This is a genomic window from Pseudomonas sp. S36 (assembly GCF_016647875.1).
In the GTDB taxonomy this organism is placed as follows: Bacteria; Pseudomonadota; Gammaproteobacteria; order Pseudomonadales; family Pseudomonadaceae; genus Aquipseudomonas; species Aquipseudomonas parafulva.
Genome location: NZ_JACVVG010000008.1, coordinates 1 through 16947 on the forward strand (window position 1 = coordinate 1; position 16947 = coordinate 16947).

The window sequence follows — 16947 nt, forward strand, 5'->3', positions numbered from 1 at the left end:
GTGGGTGGGCCGAATGGGGGGAGATACCCATCCCTCTGGCCTACTTATTTCCTGACCTGCCGGCTTTCGTGAAAGTTCGACTTATTTTCGTCACTTACACCTCCAGCAAAAGCTGGGCCGACAATCGAGTGTAGGGTAGAAAATGTGACAAATGTGACCCGCTGGTCACTATTGTCAGGCCCCGTGCCAGACGCAAACGTTGGCGCTTGCGCCGCCAGCGCAAGCGGGCCCGTGTGGGGCACATCCGAGGGCAGGCTGCGGGGCACTGAACATCATGGCTGCACTGTGATGGTGCGTGATAATGCAGCGTGGTCCACGAAGCGGCGCATGGCCTTGTGCCGTTCGTCGCTGAACCCTCGCGCAGCGCGCTGGACTAACCTGAAAGGCTGAACTGTCGTCATCCATTCCAGAATCCAGAAGGGGAGCATCGGCTCATGCAATTGGGAATCGTCGGGCTTGGCCGCATGGGCGGCAATATCGCAAGGCGGCTGATGCGCGCCGGCCACCACACCGTGGTGCACGACCGCAACCTGGATGCCGTTACCGCGCTGGAAGGTGAGGGCAGCCAGGCTGCCCAGGACCTGGGCGCATTGGTGGCACAGCTGCAGGCACCCCGTGCGGTGTGGGTGATGTTGCCGGCAGGCGAGCCTACCGAACAGACCATCGCCCAGCTTGCCGACCTGCTGGAACCGGGGGATGCGATCATCGACGGCGGCAACACCTTCTACAAGGACGACATGCGCCGCGCCGCCGAGCTGGCCACGCGCGGGCTGCATTACCTGGACGTGGGCACGTCCGGTGGCGTGTGGGGGCTGGAGCGTGGCTACTGCATGATGATTGGCGGCGAAAAGGACGTGTTCGAGCGGCTTGAACCGCTGTTTCTGGCACTCGCCCCTGGCGTGGGTGAAATCCCGCGTACCCATGGCCTGAGCGGTGAACACCAGCGTGCCGAGCACGGTTACATCCACGCCGGCCCGCCTGGCGCCGGGCACTACGTGAAGATGGTGCATAACGGCATCGAATACGGGCTGATGCAGGCCTATGCCGAAGGCTTCGACCTGCTGCGCAGCAAGGGCGGTACCGAATTGCCCGAAGACCAGCGCTTCGACCTGAATGTGGCGGAAATTGCCGAAGTGTGGCGACGCGGCAGCGTGGTGACGTCCTGGCTGTTGGACCTCACCGCCGACGCGCTGGCCGCCGACCCTCAACTTGCCCAGTTCAGCGGCTCGGTGTCGGACAGCGGCGAAGGGCGCTGGACGGTCGATGCCGCAGTGGAGCAGGCGGTGCCGGTGCCGGTGCTGTCCAGCGCGCTGTTCGCACGGTTCCGCTCCCGGCAGCAACAGGGTACCTACGGTGACAAAGTGCTCTCGGCCATGCGCCTGGGGTTTGGTGGCCACGTCGAGAAAAAACCTGAATGAGCAAAAAACAGAAAACCCCCGCTGCCCCACCGTGCACCCTGTTTCTGTTTGGCGCCAATGGCGACCTGGTAAAGCGCCTGCTCATGCCGGCGCTTTACAACCTCAGCCGTGATGGCCTGTTGGACCGCAACCTGCGCATTGTGGGTGTGGACCACAACACTGCCACCGCCGAGGAATTTGCCGAACGCCTGCACACTTTCATCGCCGAGCGCGACAAGGGCGGCGAAGGTGCGCCTGCCAGCCTGGACGAAACCCTCTGGGCCGGCCTGGCCAAACGCCTGGAATACCAGACCGGCGATTTCATGGACCCGGCCACGTACCAGGCCATTGCCGAACGGGTCAACAAGACCCGCCACGGCAACGCCATTTTCTACCTCGCCACCTCACCGCGCTTTTTCCCCGAGGTGGCCCAGCGGCTGGGTGAGGCGGGCCTGCTGGATGAATCGGGCGGTGGTTTTCGCCGCCTGGTGGTGGAAAAACCCTTCGGCACCGACCTGGCCAGCGCCCAGGCGCTCAATGCCTGCCTGTTGAAGGTGATGGACGAGCGGCAGATCTACCGCATCGACCATTTCCTGGGCAAGGAAACGGTGCAGAACATCATGGTCAGCCGGTTCTCCAACGGCCTGTTCGAATCGTTCTGGAACAACCACTACATCGATCACATCCAGATCACGGCAGCTGAAACCGTGGGTGTAGAAACCCGGGGTGCCTTCTACGACAGCACTGGCGCGTTGCGCGACATGGTACCCAACCACCTGTTCCAGCTGCTGGCAATGGTGGCCATGGAGCCGCCTGCCGCGTTTGCCGCCGATGCCGTGCGGGGCGAAAAAGCCAAGGTCATCGGTGCCATCCGGCCTTGGTCCACCAAGATGGCATTGAAGAACTCCGTGCGTGGCCAGTACGTGGCTGGCAAGCAGGGGCGCAAACAGATTGCCGGGTACCGCCAGGAAGAGAACGTTGCCGAGGACAGCCAGACCGAGACCTTCGTCGCGCTGAAGGTGATGATCGACAACTGGCGCTGGGCGGGCGTGCCGTTCTACCTGCGCACGGGCAAACGGATGAGCGTGCGTGACACCGAAATCGCCATCTGCTTCAAGCCTGCGCCTTATGCCCAGTTCCGAGAGTCGGAGCTGGAGCGGCCCAAGCCCAACTACCTGAAAATCCAGATCCAGCCCAACGAGGGCATGTGGTTCGACCTGCAGGCCAAACGCCCTGGCCCCGAGCTGGTGATGGAAAACGTGGAGCTGGGCTTTGCCTACAAGGACTACTTCAAGATGACCCCTGCCACCGGGTACGAGACCTTGATCTACGACTGCCTCACCGGCGACCAGACGTTGTTCCAGCGCGCCGACAACATCGAGAACGGCTGGCGGGCGGTGCAGCCGTTTCTGGATGCCTGGGCAGCGGGCGGCGAGGTGCACGATTACGCGGCAGGGGAAGACGGGCCCGAAGCGGGCAATGAGTTGCTCGTCCGCGACAAGCGCGAGTGGCACCGCTTGGGTTGAGCCCAACAGCAATCACACACAGGAGCCTCAATGCCCGCTCATATTGAAGACTACGCCCTGCTGGGCAACTGCCGCAGTGCTGCCCTGGTCAGCAAGGACGGCTCGATCGACTGGCTGTGCCTGCCGCGTTTTGATGCCCCTGCGGTGTTCGCGGCGCTGCTGGGCAACGAAGAAAACGGCCGGTGGCGCCTGGCGCCGTGCGACCCCGTGGAGCACTGCAGCCGGCGCTACCTGGACGACACGCTGGTGCTGGAAACCACCTGGGTAACGGCCACCGGGCGTGCCCGTGTGCTGGACTTCATGCCGCTGGGTGAGGTCAATTCGGTGGTGCGCATCGTCGAGGGCATCAGCGGCGAAATCAACTTCGAGATGGACCTGGTGATGCGCTTCGACTACGGGCGCACGGTGCCCTGGGTCGAGCGCCTGGCGCCCCTTACCCTCAGCGCCGTGGCGGGGCCGGACCGGTTGATTCTGGCGACCAGCGTGCCGCCCCACGCCCGCGATCACCACACCGGTGCGCGGTTCCGGGTGGGCGCTGGCGAGCGGCAGGTCTTCAGCCTGCGCCACCAGCTGTCGCACCTGCCGGTGCAGCCCGACCAGGATGTCGACGCCTCGCTCAAGGACACGGTGGACCAGTGGGAAACCTTTGCTTTCCGTTGCCCGGAGGTGGGGCCGTACACCGCGCTGGTGCGCCGTTCGTTGCTGGTGCTCAAGGCCATGACCTACGCCCCTACCGGGGGAATCGTCGCCGCAGTGACCACCTCGCTGCCCGAGCGCCTGGGTGGGGAGCGTAACTGGGACTACCGCTTCTGCTGGCTGCGCGATGCCACCATGACCTTGCTGGCGTTCATGAACCTGGGTTACTTCGAAGAGGCGCAGGCGTGGCGCGAATGGTTGCTGCGCTCGGTCGCCGGCAACCCCGAGCAGATGCAGATCATGTACGGCCTGGCCGGTGAACGGGACTTGCAGGAGTACACCCTGCCGTGGCTGGCCGGTTACGAGCACTCCCAGCCGGTGCGCGTGGGCAACGCGGCATCGGCGCAAACCCAGCTGGATATCTACGGCGAGCTGGCCGATGCCATGAGCCAGGCCATTCGCGGCGGGCTGCCTCGGCACCCGCGCAGTGCCGCCATCGCCCGGCTGATCCTGCCGTACCTCGAAAGCATCTGGCGTGACTCGGATGAAGGCATCTGGGAAGTGCGTGGCGGTCGGCAGCACTTCGTGCACTCCAAGGTCATGGCCTGGGTGGCGTTCGACCGCGCCGCCGGGCTTGCCGAAACCACGGAAGAAGGCCGCGAACAGGCCCGCCATTACCGCCAGGTGGCCGACCAGATCCACCAGGAGGTGTGCGAGCAGGGCCTGGATGCCGGGGGCAGTCATTTCGTCCAGGCGTATGGTTCTGCGGAGATGGATGCCAGCCTGCTGCACATTGCCCTGACCGGCTTCCTGCCCGCAGAGGACCCACGTTTTCTGCGCACGCTGGAGCAGATCGAGCAGCGCCTGCTGAAAAACGGCCTGCTGCTGCGCTATGACACCGACAGCTGCGGTGACGGCCTGACTGCAGGCGAGGGCACGTTCCTGGTGTGTTCGTTCTGGCTGGCGGATGTGTATGTGCTGTTGGGGCGCCAGGCCGAAGCGCAGGCGCTGTATGAGCGGCTGACGGGGCTATGCAATGACGTGGGGCTGCTGGCCGAGCAGTACGACCCGGCCGACCAGCGCATGCTGGGTAACTTCCCGCAGGCGTTCAGCCATATCGGCATTATCAATACGGCCATCAACTTGCACCGGGCACAGTGCCCGGCGCGGGACAGGGCGAGGTGTGGGTAGGCGACGTGGCCGCTTTGCGGCCTATCCCCCTACATGGGGTAACCTTGCGTATTACCTTCTGATGGCAGTGGGCTGATGGCCAACCACAAGATCGAGATACGCCGGCGTAACGTGCAAAAAATTCTGCAAGCTGCGGAAAAAGTGTTCGCCGAGCAGGGCTACGGCGGTACGTCCATGGGCGACATCGCCGAGCAGGCCGGGCTGCCGCGTTCCAACCTGCACTATTACTTCACCACCAAGGACGAGCTGTTCCGTGCCGTGCTGCAAGACTTGCTGGAGGAATGGAAGCAGGACGCCCAGTGCTTCGAGCATTTCGATGACCCGCGTGTGGTGCTGACCAGCTACATACGGGCGAAGATGGGCCATTCCCGGTCGCGGCCGCTGGGTTCGCGAATCTGGGCCGAGGAGATGCTGCACGGTGCCCCGGTGCTGGGCATCAACCTCAGCGAAATCCTGGTGCCCTGGGCACGGCTGAAGGAGGCCAAGATCCGCCGCTGGGTGGAAGAGGGGCGCATTCAGCCGGTGGAGCCCTCTGCGCTGCTGTACATGATCTGGGCTTCCACCCAGCACTACGCGGACTTCGGTTTCCAGGTAACCCTGCTCAACGGCGGCAAGCCGCTGTCTGACCGCGCCTTTGAAAGCGCGGTGCAGACAGTGACCTGCGTGATCCTGCGGGGCATCGGCCTGGAGCCCTGATGCGCAGGCTTGGCCTCAACTGGCCTCGCGGTAGGGGTTGCGTGGGTCCTGGGTCCAGTTCAGGTAGGGCTTGCCGGTGTCCTGGGCCACCATCTCGATGCAGTCCTGCACCGGGCAGGTGATCTGGCACAAATTGCAGCCCACGCATTCTTCCTCGATCACCTGGTAAACATGGGTGCCATCGGCTGCAGGGGTGCTGGCGATCGCCTGGTGTGATGTGTCTTCGCAGGCGATGTGGCAGCGGCCACAGCCAATGCAGGTTTGCGGGTCGATGTGGGCGATGGACTTGTAGTTGATGTCCAGGTACTTCCAGTCAGTGGTGTGCCCCACCGCCTGGCCACGGAATGCTTCCAGGTTGCGATGCCCGTGCTGGTCCATCCAGCGTGCCAGTCCGTCCTTCATGTCTTCCACGATGCGAAAGCCATGCAGCATCGCCGCCGTGCACACTTGCACCGCGCCGCTGCCCAGGGCGATGAACTCGGCTGCATCCCGCCAACTGCCAATGCCCCCAATGCCGCAGATGGGCAGGCCGTGGGTCGCCGGGTCGCGGGCGATCTCTGCCACCATGTTCAGGGCAATCGGCTTTACCGCCGACCCGCAATAGCCGCCGTGGGTGCTCTGGTCGCCAACGATGGGGTGGGCCACCATGCGCTCCAGGTCGACGCTGGTGATGGAGTTGATGGTGTTGATCAACGACACCGCATCGGCCCCGCCCCGGTGCGCGGCGCGTGCCGACTGGCGGATGTCGGTGATGTTGGGCGTGAGCTTGACGATCACGGGTAGCGAGCAGTAGGCCTTGCACCAGCGCGTGACCATTTCCACGTACTCCGGCACCTGGCCCACTGCGGCGCCCATGCCGCGTTCGGGCATGCCGTGGGGGCAGCCGAAGTTCAGCTCGATCCCATCTGCACCGGTAGCTTCCACCAGGGGCAGAATGAATTTCCAGGCGTTTTCTTCGCACGGCACCATCAGCGACACGATCAGCGCCCGGTCAGGCCAGTCGCGCTTTACCTGGGTGATTTCACGCAGGTTGATTTCCAGCGAGCGGTCGGTGATCAGCTCGATATTGTTGATGCCTTGCACCACGCGGTTGGCGCCGTAGTGCGCCGAGTAGCGCGACGACACGTTCACCGCGGCCGGGTCTTCGCCCAGGGTCTTCCACACTACGCCGCCCCAGCCCGCCTCGAAGGCCCGTACCACGTTATAGGCTTTGTCGGTAGGCGGCGCTGACGCCAGCCAGAAGGGGTTGGGTGCCTTGATGCCGGCAAATTCGATCGACAGGTCAGCCATTACGCAGCCTCCACGTTGGTCATCAGTTGGGCATGGATGGCTTCAGCCGCCAGCTTGCCGTGTTGCACTGCCTGCACGGTGAGGTCCTGGCCCAGCGCGGTGCAGTCGCCGCCGGCATACACGCCCGGCAGGCTGGTGCGCATGTGCGCGTCTACCCGAATGCGCTCCCCCTCGCGCGCCAGCAGGGCGGCGGCCGGGTCGGCCAGGCTGGCATCGTCGAAGCCCTGGCCGATGGCTTTGAAAATGGCGTCGGCGGCCAGTTCGAATGTTTCGCCCGTGTCGCGCAGGCGGCCCTCTGCCAGGGTGGTGCGGGCAAAGCGCATGCCGCGCACCTGCCCGGCTTCGTCCAGCAGCACGGTGTCGGGGCGTGCCCAGGTGTGCAGGCGCACCTGGTTGGCCTTGGCGATGGCCTGCTCGTGGTCCGTGGCGCCCATGTCGGCGTGGCCGCGGCGGTACACCAGGTTGACGTCGCGTGCACCCAGGCGGCTCATCTGCACGGCCATGTCGATGGCGGTGTTGCCGGCGCCGATCACCAGGCAGCGGTCGGCCAGGGGCAACTGGCTCAGGTCATCGGCCTGGCGCAGTTCGCGGATGTAGTGGGTAGCCGGCAGCAGCCCTGGGGCATGTTCATCCGGCAGGCCCAAGGCGCGCACGGCATTCAGGCCCAGGCCCAGGAACACCGCGTCGTACTGTTCCCGCAGGCTGGCCAGGCTGAGGTTGCCGCCCAGGCGCTGGCCGTGGCGGATTTCGATACCGCCAATGCCCAGCAGAAACGCCACTTCACGCTGGGCATAGTCGTCCACCAGCTTGTAGCGGGCGATGCCGTATTCGTTCAGGCCGCCTGGCTTGTCACTGGCTTCGAACACCACCACCTCGTGCCCATGCAGAGCCAGGCGGTGGGCGCACGACAGCCCGGCCGGGCCGGCACCGACCACGGCGATACGTTTGCCGGTGGGCGGTGAGCGCCGAAACGGGTGTTCTGTGAAGTGCGCGTTATCCAGTGCATAGCGTTGCAACTGGCCGATCAATACGGGTGCGCATTCCTGGGCATTGTTCCGCACGCAGGCCTGTTGGCAGAGAATTTCGGTAGGGCATACGCGGGCGCAACTGCCGCCGAGGATGTTGGCCGAGAGAATGCGCTGGGCCGCCCCCTGGAGGTTCTCGTCGCTGATACGGTGGATGAACGACGGGATGTCGATTTCACTGGGGCAGGCATTGATGCACGGGGCGTCGTAGCAGTACAGGCAGCGCGCGCTTTCTACGGCGGCTTGGCGGGCGGTGAGGGGTGGGGCCAGGTCGCTGAAGCGCTCGGCCAGCTGGTCTGCACGGGCCTGGGGGCGCGGCAGATGGCTCAGGGGATCGATCACGGTGGTAGCCTCTTTTTTTTATGAGTGCAGACAACGCGAGGGTTGCGTGGCAGGTGCTCAGCGCTGCACGGGTGTTGGGCGCTGATGCTCGGCCCGACGTTCCAGTACCTCGTACACCGACGGGTACGCTGGGCGCTGCACGTAACGGCCCGCCCCGGCTTCGGCGCGCAGGTCACCATCGGCCCACACCACCTTGCCCTGGCTGATGGTGTGGCTGGGTATGCCACGTACCGTTCGCCCTTCGAAGATGTTGAAGTCCACGCGCTGGTGGTGGGTCTTGGCCGAGAGGGTGCGGGTGCCGTGCGGGTCCCACAGCACCAGGTCGGCGTCAGCCCCCACGCGCACGGCGCCCTTGCGGGGGAACAGGTTGAAGATTTTCGCCGTGTTGGTGGAGGTCAGCGCGACGAACTCGTGCATGGACAGGCGCCCGCTGTTCACCCCGGCATCCCACAACACGGCCATGCGGTCCTCGATGCCCGCAGTGCCATTGGGGATGCGGCTGAAGTCATCCCGGCCCATGGCTTTCTGCTCGGCGCAGAAGCAGCAATGGTCGGTGGCCGTGGTGTGCAGGTTGCCAGACTGCAGGCCGTGCCACAGGGCCTCCTGGTGTTCGCGTGGGCGGAACGGCGGGCTCATCACGTAGCCGGCGGCGGTGGCCCAGTCGGGGTCGCGGTACACACTGTCATCCAGCAGCAGATGGCCCGGCAGCACTTCACCGTAGACCGGTTGGCCCTTGCTGCGCGCATAGGTGATTTCGTCCAGGGCCTCGCGGCTGGAGATGTGCACGAGGTACAGCGGGGTGCCCAGGGTTTCGGCGATGCGGATGGCTCGGCTTGCCGCTTCTCCCTCAACCTGGGAGGGGCGCGACAGCGGGTGCGCTTCCGGCCCGGTCATGCCCTGGGCCAGCAGTTTTTTCTGCAGGTGGTACACCAGCTCGCCGTTTTCGGCATGCACGGTGGGCACCGCGCCCAGTTGCAGGCAGCGCTCGAAGCTGGCCACCAAGGTGTCGTCGGCGGCCATGATCGCGTTCTTGTACGCCATGAAGTGCTTGAAGCTGTTTACCCCATGCTCGCTCACCAGTTCGCCCATTTCTTCGGCCACCTGCTCGCTCCACCAGGTGATAGCGACGTGGAAGCCATAGTCGCTGGCGCTTTTCTGTGCCCAGCCGCGCCAGGTGTGGAAGGCCTCCAGCAGCGATTGCTGAGGGTTGGGGATGACGAAATCAATGATGGACGTGGTACCGCCCGCGAGCCCGGCAGCGGTGCCGCTGAAGAAGTCTTCGCTGGCCACCGTGCCCATGAACGGCAGTTGCATGTGGGTGTGCGGGTCGATGCCGCCGGGCATCAGGTATTGGCCGCTGCCATCGAGTATTTCGCAGTCGGTGGGCGCTTCAAGGTTCTGGCCGATGGCCTGGATCAGGCCCCCGGCACACAGCACATCGGCGGGGTAGCTTTCTTCGTGGGTGACCACGGTGGCGCCACGGATCAACAGGGGCATACCGTCTTCCTCGCAGGCTGACCGGTCTTGGCCGGTTCTTGGAATTGTCGGGGCAGGCCTGGCAGGTTGTGATCCTGTCAGGCCTGACAAGAATCGAGGCTAGATGCTGATTGCGCATTCAGCAAGAAATAATTCCCACGAATTTTGTGGTTTTTAAGTTGTTGAAAGCAAACAACAAATAATTATTTCGCGGTCTAGCATGCGGGTTTCAGAGGACATTGACTGACTTGACAAGATACAGATCTGGTCAAGATTTTAACCACATTCAGCGTGTGTACTCCGGCCATCGCGTTAGCCCGATGAGCAAACAACTACAACAAATCTGGAGAAGGCCCCATGCAACAGAGCAGATCGCAAGTGGTCGAGCAAAATGGCCTGTTCGAGCTGTGCGAGGGCAGCGATGTACTCGACAGCCCGCGCTACAACGCCGACATCGCACCTACCAAGGTGCACCAGCGCACCTGGAACAAATGGCACATCACTGCACTGTGGGTCGGCATGTCGGTGTGTGTGCCCACCTACACCCTCGGGGGCGTGCTCACGGCCTATTTTGGCCTGAGCGTGGGCGAAGCGTTGATGGCCATCCTGTTGGCCAACCTGATCGTGCTGATTCCGCTGACGCTCAATGCATTCCCCGGGACAAAGTACGGTATCCCGTTCCCGGTACTGCTGCGCTCGTCGTTTGGTGTGTTGGGTTCGAATGTACCGTGCCTGGTGCGAGCGGTGGTGGCCTGCGGCTGGTTCGGCATCCAGACCTTGTTCGGCGGGCTGGCCATCCACCTGTTCCTGGGCTCGGTGTTCGATGGCTGGAAGGCCCTGGGCGGCACCGGCGAGGTGATCGGCTTCATGATTTTCTGGTGCCTGAACCTGTGGGTGGTGCTGCGCGGTGCCGAGTCCATCAAGTGGCTCGAAACCCTTTCGGCGCCGTTGCTGGTGGCGGTGGGCCTGGGCCTGCTGGTGTGGGCACTGCCGCACATGTCGATGACCGAACTGCTGGCCCAGCCGCCCAAGCGCCCCGAGGGGGCGAGCATGGTCGGCTACTTCTGCGCCGGGCTTACCGCCATGGTCGGTTTCTGGGCCACGCTGTCGCTGAACATACCGGATTTCAGCCGCTATGCACGCAGCCAGAAGGACCAGATTCTGGGGCAGATTCTCGGTTTGCCGCTGACCATGTTCCTGTTTGCGTCATTGGGCGTGGTACTCACGGCGGCTTCCGCCTCGCTGGTGGGCGAAACCGTGTCGGACCCGGTCAGCCTGATCGGCAAGATCCACAGCCCGTTCTGGGTGGCCCTGGCCATGGCGCTGATCGTGATAGCCACGCTGTCGACCAACACGGCGGCGAACATCGTCTCGCCCACCAACGACTTCCAGAACATTGCCCCCCGTTTGATTGGGCGCAGCCGGGCGGTATGGCTTACCGGGTTCATCGGCTTGGCCCTGATGGGCCACGAGTTGCTGAAGAAGCTGGGCTTGATTGTGTCCGACCTCAGCCTTGAAAGCGTGTATTCCAATTGGCTGCTGGGCTACTCCAGCCTGCTGGGGCCGATTGCCGGCATCATGGTGGTGGACTATTTCCTGGTGCGTCGCCAGCAGCTGGACCTGGCCGGGCTGTACCGTGACGACGTTTACCCGGCCTGGAACTGGGCCGGGTTTGCCGCCTTTGGCGTGCCGGTGGCATTGACCGTGATGGCCATCGGCAACAGCCGCTTCAGCTGGTTCTACGACTATGGCTGGTTCACCGGGTCGGTGCTCGGGGCCGCCTTGTATTACCTGTTCGCCGGGCTGGCCGCCCGCAGCCCTGCGCGGGTGGCCAAGCCGTTGCCTTGAAGCCGGCACACACGCCGTGCGCCACGATCACAACAATGCCTGAGGATGAACCCGTGAACCCAGCCCAAGACATTCTGCAAAGCACTGACCCGCACGTCGACAGCGCACGCCTGTGGCAATCGCTGATGGACCTGGCCCGCCTGGGGGCCACTGCAAAAGGCGGTGTCTGCCGCCTGGCCCTGACCGACCTGGACCGCCAGGCCCGGGACCTGTTCGTGCAGTGGTGCGAAGAGGCCGGGTGCACGGTCAGCATCGATGGTGTAGGCAACCTGTTTGCCCGCCGCCCCGGGCGCAACCCGGCGCTGCCACCGGTGATGACGGGCAGCCACATCGATACGCAGCCCACGGGTGGCAAGTTCGATGGCTGCTTTGGGGTGATGGCTGGCCTGGAGGTGATCCGCACCCTCAACGACCTGGGCGTGGAAACCGAGGCGCCGCTGGAGGTGGTGGTGTGGACCAACGAAGAGGGCTCGCGTTTTGCGCCGTGCATGATGGGCTCAGGCGTATTCGCCGGTAAATTCAGCCTGGCTGACACGTTGGCCAAACGTGATGCCCAGGGCACAAGCGTCGGCGAGGCCCTGGGTGCCATAGGCTATGCCGGGCCCCGCAGCGTGACCGGCCACCCGGTGGGTGCGTACTTCGAGGCACATATCGAACAAGGCCCGATTCTGGAAGACCAGGCCAAAACCATCGGGGTGGTGCTGGGGGCACTGGGCCAGAAGTGGTTCGACCTGACCTTGCGCGGGGTCGAAGCGCATGCCGGCCCCACCCCCATGCACCTGCGCAAGGACGCCCTGGTAGGTGCGGCGGCCGTGGTACAGGCGGTAAACCGTACCGCGCTGGCTCACCAGCCCCACGCCTGTGGCACAGTGGGTTGCCTGCAAGCGTACCCCGGCTCGCGCAACGTGATACCCGGGGAGGTGCGCATGACCCTGGACTTCCGGCACCTTGAGGGTGAACGGCTGGATGCGATGATTGCTGAAGTGGGCGGGGTGATCGAGGCCACCTGTGCCACCCATGGCCTGGCCCATGAACTGGTGCCTACGGCAGACTTCCCGGCCTTGTACTTCGACAAAGGTTGTGTCGACGCGGTGCGCCAGTCGGCCGAGGCGTTGGGTTTGCCGCACATGGACATCGTCAGCGGGGCAGGGCACGACGCGATCTTCCTGGCAGAGCTGGGCCCGGCAGGGATGATCTTCGTGCCCTGCGAGAATGGCATCAGCCACAACGAGATCGAGAACGCCACGGCGGAGGACTTGGCTGCGGGCTGTGCGGTGTTGCTGCGAGCGATGCTGGCGGCTTCCCAGGCGGTGGCCAAGGCGCAGCTGGCGGCCTAGTCAGGATGCTGGCACCAGCAAGCCATCGCGCCCCAGGTGATAGCGCTGCAGGTCGGCGGCCAAGGTCAGGTTGCCGCGATAATGCGCCTGGGCTTCGTGGCGTACGTCGTCGATGGAGGGGCTGCGTTGGGGGTCTGCCTGGTAGCGGGCGCTGAAGTGCGTCAGCACCAGGTTTCGTACCCCGGCGCTCTGGGCCATGTGCGCCACATCAGCGGCGGTGCTGTGGCCGTAGGTAACCCCTGTGCGTTCCACCGCCGGCTGGGTAAACGTGGCCTCGTGCACCAATACGTCGGCATCGGCTGCCACCCCTGCCAGCAAGTCGGGGGTATCGTTATCCCCGCAGATAATGACCCGGCGCGGCGCACGGCCCGGGCTCAGGTAATCGGCGGCATCCAGCGCACGTTCACCATGCTGCACAGGCAGGCCCTTTGCCAAATCCCCCCACAGAGGGCCGCGCGGGATGCCTTCGGCGTCCAGGCGGTCGGTGTTCAGGCGCGGCTGCGGACACACTTCGTCGAATACATACCCCACACTGGGCACTCGATGGGAGAGCGCGACGGTGGTGACCCTGACCGTGCCGTTCTGCCAACCCTCGAAACCTTCCACCGCCAGTAGCCGCAGCTCGAAAGACAGGTGGCTGTCGGTAGCCGCAAGGCTCAGGCGCAGCCAAGGGTGCAATGCCTCAGGCAACACCACGTCCAGGGGATCGCGCCGGCCATTCATGCTTGCACTGGACAACAGGCCGGGCAGGCCCAGGCAATGATCGCCATGCACATGGGTGATGAAAATGCCCGCCAGGTCCTGGGCGGACAACGGCGTGTGCAACAGGCGGTGCTGGGTACCTTCACCACAGTCCACCAGGTACCAGCCTCTGCCCGTGGTTTCGAGCAGCGCTGTTGCGCTGACATTGCGGGCCTTGGTCGGCACTCCGGCCGAAGTGCCGAGAAACAGCAGGTCCATTCTTACTCCTGTAATGGCCGGCTTATGCCGGGGCGGTGTTCAGTTCATGGCTTTGGTATCAGCCTGGCGCCACACCAGCTTGCTGGTGTCGTAACCCTGATCACGGGCGATGCCCAGCAACTGATCGCGGGTCTGGTCGGGGATGGCGGGGGTGCGTGACAGCAGCCACAGGTATTCCCGGTTCGGGTGGCCTACCAGCGCGACGCGGTAGTCCTTGTCGTGGTACAGCACCCAGTACTCGCCTTTGGTCAGGTCCGGTGCCAGGCGGCTGAACCAATTGTCGAAGCGTACCCACAGCTTGTCGGTACTGCCAGCCTGCTGGGCCTCGGCGATGCCCTTGGCCTCGTTCCACTCGCCGTCCTTCTCCTTGCAGCGGTTGGTGACGTCGATGCGGCCGTCGGTGCGCAGGGCATAGTGGGCCTCGGACTGCACGCAGTTGCGCTGGAAGAACATTGGCAGGCGCGCCAGTTCGTACCAGGTGCCCTGGTAGCGTTGCAGGTCCACTTGCTGAGTGCGCGGCGGGGCGGGGTGATCGTTGCCGGCGCAGCCGTAAAGGGCCAGGGCCATGCAGGAAAGCATCAATGCCTTGCGTATCGCCATTGCGTTTCTCCCGAAAGTTGGGTGCCTGACTGTTTCGATGCCGGGCGCGAGCAAAAGTTGTGCGCAATCGCACGATGCACCAGTCCCGGTTTTGGCAGACGTGCAGCCACCTGCCTGGGTTACCATCGATGGCATCGCCTTATACCCACAGGAGTATCGCCCATGGCCGAGTACAGCGCGTTCAAGGTCGAACTGATCGACAACATCGCACACGTCCAGATCAACCGGCCTGAAAAGCTCAATGCCATGAATGCGGCATTCTGGGAGGAGATCATCGATATCTTCCAGTGGGTGGACGACACCGATGCCATACGGGTGGTGGTCATCAGTGGCGCCGGCAAGCATTTTTCTGCCGGCATCGACCTGGCGCTACTGGCGTCGGTGGCGGGCCAGCTGGGCAAGGATGTGGGGCGCAATGCGCGGCTGTTGCGCAAGACCATCCTGCGCATGCAGGCTTCGTTCAATGCGGTGGACCAATGCCGCAAGCCGGTGCTGGCGGCGGTGCAGGGCTACTGCATCGGCGGGGCCATCGACCTGATATCAGCCTGCGACATGCGCTATTGCAGCGCTGACGCGCAGTTTTCCATCAAGGAAATCGACATGGGCATGGCGGCCGATGTCGGCACGCTGCAACGTTTGCCACGTATCATCAGCGACGGCATGATGCGGGAGCTGGCCTACACCGGGCGCAATGTGGAGGCTGACGAGGCGCTGCGCATCGGCCTGGTGAACCGCGTGTACGATGACGCTGCTACCCTGCTGGACGGGGTTTTTGCCATGGCCCGCGACATTGCCGCAAAATCGCCCATTGCCGTGGCCGGCACCAAGCACCTGCTCAGCTACATGCGCGACCACCGCGTTGATGACGGCCTCGACTACATCGCTACCTGGAACGCTGCGATGCTGCAGTCCGAAGACCTTCGGCTGGCGATGGCAGCGCACATGAGCAAACAGAAACCGACGTTCACCGACTGACAACCCGGGGGACGCGCCTTACAGGAACCCTGATATGTCAGCACGCTGGACCACTGCAGTACTCGACCCCCAGATCACCGGCGGCCTGGCAGTGGCCCGTAGCCCGGAAGGGTTTCTGGTGGCCGACGAGGGGGCAATGTTCCCCCGGGACTGGCTGAAACGCCAGGGCCTGGACGTGCTGTGTGAACACGGCATCGGCCATTTCGACGGCCAGCCAGTGTTCCTGCTGGAGCTGCACAGCGCAGCGGCCCTGCCAGGCTGCAGCTGGCGCGGCTTGCGCGCGTTCATGCTGGAGGGTGATTTCGACACCTACAAGGTGCTGGGCTATGCCGCACAGATTGGCACCTGGGCGCGGGAACACCGGTTCTGCGGCAGCTGCGGCCAGGCCATGACGCAAATCCGCTGGGAGCGGGCCATGCACTGTACGGCCTGCGACCTGCGCAGCTACCCGCGTATTTCACCGAGCATGATCGTGCTGGTGACCCGTGGCGATGAGATCCTGCTGGCACGCTCCCCGCGCTTTGTGGCCGGCGTATACAGCACCTTGGCAGGTTTCGCAGAGCCCGGCGAGTCTGCCGAGGATTGCCTGGTGCGCGAGGTACACGAAGAAGTGGCGGTGCAGGTGAAGAACATCCAATACGTGGGCAGCCAGTGCTGGCCATTTCCACACTCGATGATGCTGGGTTTTCACGCCGAGTACGCCAGTGGCGACATCGTGATGCAGCCTGATGAAATCGAGGATGCGCAGTGGTTCAGCGTGCACCACCTGCCGCCGCTGCCGGCGGGCCGCTCCATCGCCCGCCACCTCATCGACCTGTACGTTGCACGGCGGTTAGGCCTGCCCGAACCAGTGCTGCCACGCTAGGCGCACGGTCAGCGCCAGCACCACGGTGATGAACACGGGGCGGATGAACTTGCTGCCCCCGCTGATGGCGGTGCGCGCACCAAAGAACGCGCCGACCATCACCGACAGGCCCATGCACAGGCCCACGATGTAATCCACCTGCCCGGACAACACGAACACCGTCAGCGCTGCGATGTTGCTGACGAAGTTCATGCTACGGGCCACGCCGCTGGCACGCACCAGGTCGATGGGGTACAGCAGCAGTGTACTCACCGTCCAGAATGCCCCGGTGCCGGGTCCTGCAACGCCGTCGTAGAAGCCCAGGGCCAGGCCCTGCGGCGCCTGCCACTTCTTGCTGATTGGCGCTTCGGCATCCAGCGGCGCCTTGGGCGTGCCGCCGAACAGCAGGTAGATGCCGCAGGCAAACACGATCACTGGCAGCATCTTGTTCAGCCATTCGGCCGGCATGTAGTGGGCCACCACTGCGCCCAGCAGCGCCCCGACCAAGGTGCCGAGCAATGCCCGCCGCCATTGCACCGGGTGGAACAGCTTGCGCCGGTAGTAGGTGAACCCCGCCGTGGCAGAGCCAAATGTGGAACTGAGCTTGTTGGTGCCCAGCACCAGGTGCGGCGGCATGCCAGCCGTGAGCAGGGCGGGGGTGGTCAGCAGGCCGCCACCGCCGGCGATGGCATCGATGAAACCGGCGACAAAGGCAACCAGGACCAGGATCAGTAGGGTGAGGGGTTCAACGGTGAGCTCGAAGGGCATGGCGTTCTGGCAGGCAGGGAGGCTGGGTGCGACAAC

General features: G+C 64.2%; 14 protein-coding genes. 8 read left to right on the forward strand and 6 right to left on the reverse strand.

Annotation, left to right across the window (positions count from 1 at the left end):
* The first annotated feature begins 434 nt into the window (after positions 1–434).
* The 4 genes from gnd to IAE36_RS06365 all read left to right on the forward strand — a co-directional run bounded on the left by gnd (position 435) and on the right by IAE36_RS06365 (position 5446).
* Positions 435–1418 carry a phosphogluconate dehydrogenase (NAD(+)-dependent, decarboxylating) gene (gene gnd, locus IAE36_RS06350; protein WP_060482921.1) on the forward strand — a complete coding sequence of 328 codons (984 nt, stop codon included), beginning with the start codon at positions 435–437 and terminating at the stop codon, positions 1416–1418.
* Entirely contained in the window at positions 1415–2923 is a 1509-nt protein-coding gene (zwf, locus tag IAE36_RS06355) for a glucose-6-phosphate dehydrogenase (protein WP_201211198.1), read from the forward strand. The genes gnd and zwf overlap by 4 nt, the downstream gene beginning before the upstream one ends.
* Positions 2924–2953: 30 nt before the next feature.
* On the forward strand, positions 2954–4750 hold the full coding sequence (locus tag IAE36_RS06360; RefSeq protein WP_201211200.1) for a glycoside hydrolase family 15 protein: 1797 nt from the start codon (positions 2954–2956) through the stop codon (positions 4748–4750).
* 75 nt (positions 4751–4825) lie between these two features.
* Entirely contained in the window at positions 4826–5446 is a 621-nt protein-coding gene (locus IAE36_RS06365; protein WP_201211202.1) for a TetR/AcrR family transcriptional regulator, read from the forward strand.
* 15 nt (positions 5447–5461) lie between these two features.
* On the opposite strand, the gene preA is transcribed toward IAE36_RS06365, so the two are convergent.
* From preA to hydA, 3 genes are read right to left on the reverse strand one after another with little or no spacing between them, the layout of a single operon-like run.
* Entirely contained in the window at positions 5462–6736 is a 1275-nt protein-coding gene (preA, locus tag IAE36_RS06370; protein ID WP_201211204.1) for an NAD-dependent dihydropyrimidine dehydrogenase subunit PreA, read from the reverse strand.
* Positions 6736–8103 carry an NAD(P)-dependent oxidoreductase gene (locus IAE36_RS06375; protein ID WP_201211206.1) on the reverse strand — a complete coding sequence of 456 codons (1368 nt, stop codon included), beginning with the start codon at positions 8101–8103 and terminating at the stop codon, positions 6736–6738. Before IAE36_RS06375 ends, preA begins: the two co-directional genes overlap by 1 nt.
* 57 nt (positions 8104–8160) lie before the next feature.
* Positions 8161–9600, reverse strand: coding sequence for a dihydropyrimidinase (hydA, locus tag IAE36_RS06380; RefSeq protein ID WP_201211208.1), 1440 nt, complete (start codon positions 9598–9600; stop codon positions 8161–8163).
* A gap of 336 nt (positions 9601–9936) precedes the next feature.
* On the opposite strand from hydA, the gene IAE36_RS06385 reads away from it, so the two are divergent.
* A complete protein-coding gene (locus IAE36_RS06385; RefSeq protein WP_201211210.1) occupies positions 9937–11427 on the forward strand; it encodes an NCS1 family nucleobase:cation symporter-1 in 1491 nt (496 codons plus the stop codon).
* A gap of 53 nt (positions 11428–11480) precedes the next feature.
* Positions 11481–12764 carry a Zn-dependent hydrolase gene (locus IAE36_RS06390; RefSeq protein ID WP_201211212.1) on the forward strand — a complete coding sequence of 428 codons (1284 nt, stop codon included), beginning with the start codon at positions 11481–11483 and terminating at the stop codon, positions 12762–12764.
* Here the strand turns inward: IAE36_RS06390 and IAE36_RS06395 are convergent, their stop codons facing one another.
* Positions 12765–13724, reverse strand: a complete 960-nt coding sequence (locus IAE36_RS06395; RefSeq protein WP_201211215.1) for a ribonuclease Z — start codon at positions 13722–13724, stop codon at positions 12765–12767.
* A 39-nt stretch (positions 13725–13763) separates the two neighbouring features.
* The gene (locus tag IAE36_RS06400; RefSeq protein WP_201211217.1) at positions 13764–14324 is read right to left on the reverse strand and encodes a lipocalin family protein; all 561 of its coding nucleotides are present in this window, start codon (positions 14322–14324) and stop codon (positions 13764–13766) included.
* Between the two features lie 162 nt (positions 14325–14486).
* On the opposite strand from IAE36_RS06400, the gene IAE36_RS06405 reads away from it, so the two are divergent.
* On the forward strand, positions 14487–15299 hold the full coding sequence (locus tag IAE36_RS06405) for a crotonase/enoyl-CoA hydratase family protein (protein ID WP_201164491.1): 813 nt from the start codon (positions 14487–14489) through the stop codon (positions 15297–15299).
* A gap of 34 nt (positions 15300–15333) precedes the next feature.
* Positions 15334–16164, forward strand: a complete 831-nt coding sequence (nudC, locus tag IAE36_RS06410) for an NAD(+) diphosphatase (RefSeq protein WP_060482930.1) — start codon at positions 15334–15336, stop codon at positions 16162–16164.
* Here the strand turns inward: nudC and IAE36_RS06415 are convergent.
* Positions 16132–16911, reverse strand: a complete 780-nt coding sequence (locus IAE36_RS06415) for a TSUP family transporter (protein ID WP_028632330.1) — start codon at positions 16909–16911, stop codon at positions 16132–16134. The genes nudC and IAE36_RS06415 overlap by 33 nt on opposite strands.
* Positions 16912–16947 lie beyond the last annotated feature (36 nt).

Bases quoted from the DNA above. Each gene is read 5' to 3' on its own strand.
- gnd (WP_060482921.1), top strand. From the start codon at position 435: ATGCAATTGGGAATCGTCGGGCTTGGCCGCATGGGCGGCAATATCGCA.
- zwf (WP_201211198.1), top strand. From the start codon at position 1,415: ATGAGCAAAAAACAGAAAACCCCCGCTGCCCCACCGTGCACCCTGTTT.
- IAE36_RS06360 (WP_201211200.1), top strand. From the start codon at position 2,954: ATGCCCGCTCATATTGAAGACTACGCCCTGCTGGGCAACTGCCGCAGT.
- IAE36_RS06365 (WP_201211202.1), top strand. From the start codon at position 4,826: ATGGCCAACCACAAGATCGAGATACGCCGGCGTAACGTGCAAAAAATT.
- preA (WP_201211204.1), bottom strand. From the start codon at position 6,736: ATGGCTGACCTGTCGATCGAATTTGCCGGCATCAAGGCACCCAACCCC.
- hydA (WP_201211208.1), bottom strand. From the start codon at position 9,600: ATGCCCCTGTTGATCCGTGGCGCCACCGTGGTCACCCACGAAGAAAGC.
- IAE36_RS06385 (WP_201211210.1), top strand. From the start codon at position 9,937: ATGCAACAGAGCAGATCGCAAGTGGTCGAGCAAAATGGCCTGTTCGAG.
- IAE36_RS06395 (WP_201211215.1), bottom strand. From the start codon at position 13,724: ATGGACCTGCTGTTTCTCGGCACTTCGGCCGGAGTGCCGACCAAGGCC.
- IAE36_RS06400 (WP_201211217.1), bottom strand. From the start codon at position 14,324: ATGGCGATACGCAAGGCATTGATGCTTTCCTGCATGGCCCTGGCCCTT.
- IAE36_RS06405 (WP_201164491.1), top strand. From the start codon at position 14,487: ATGGCCGAGTACAGCGCGTTCAAGGTCGAACTGATCGACAACATCGCA.
- nudC (WP_060482930.1), top strand. From the start codon at position 15,334: ATGTCAGCACGCTGGACCACTGCAGTACTCGACCCCCAGATCACCGGC.
- IAE36_RS06415 (WP_028632330.1), bottom strand. From the start codon at position 16,911: ATGCCCTTCGAGCTCACCGTTGAACCCCTCACCCTACTGATCCTGGTC.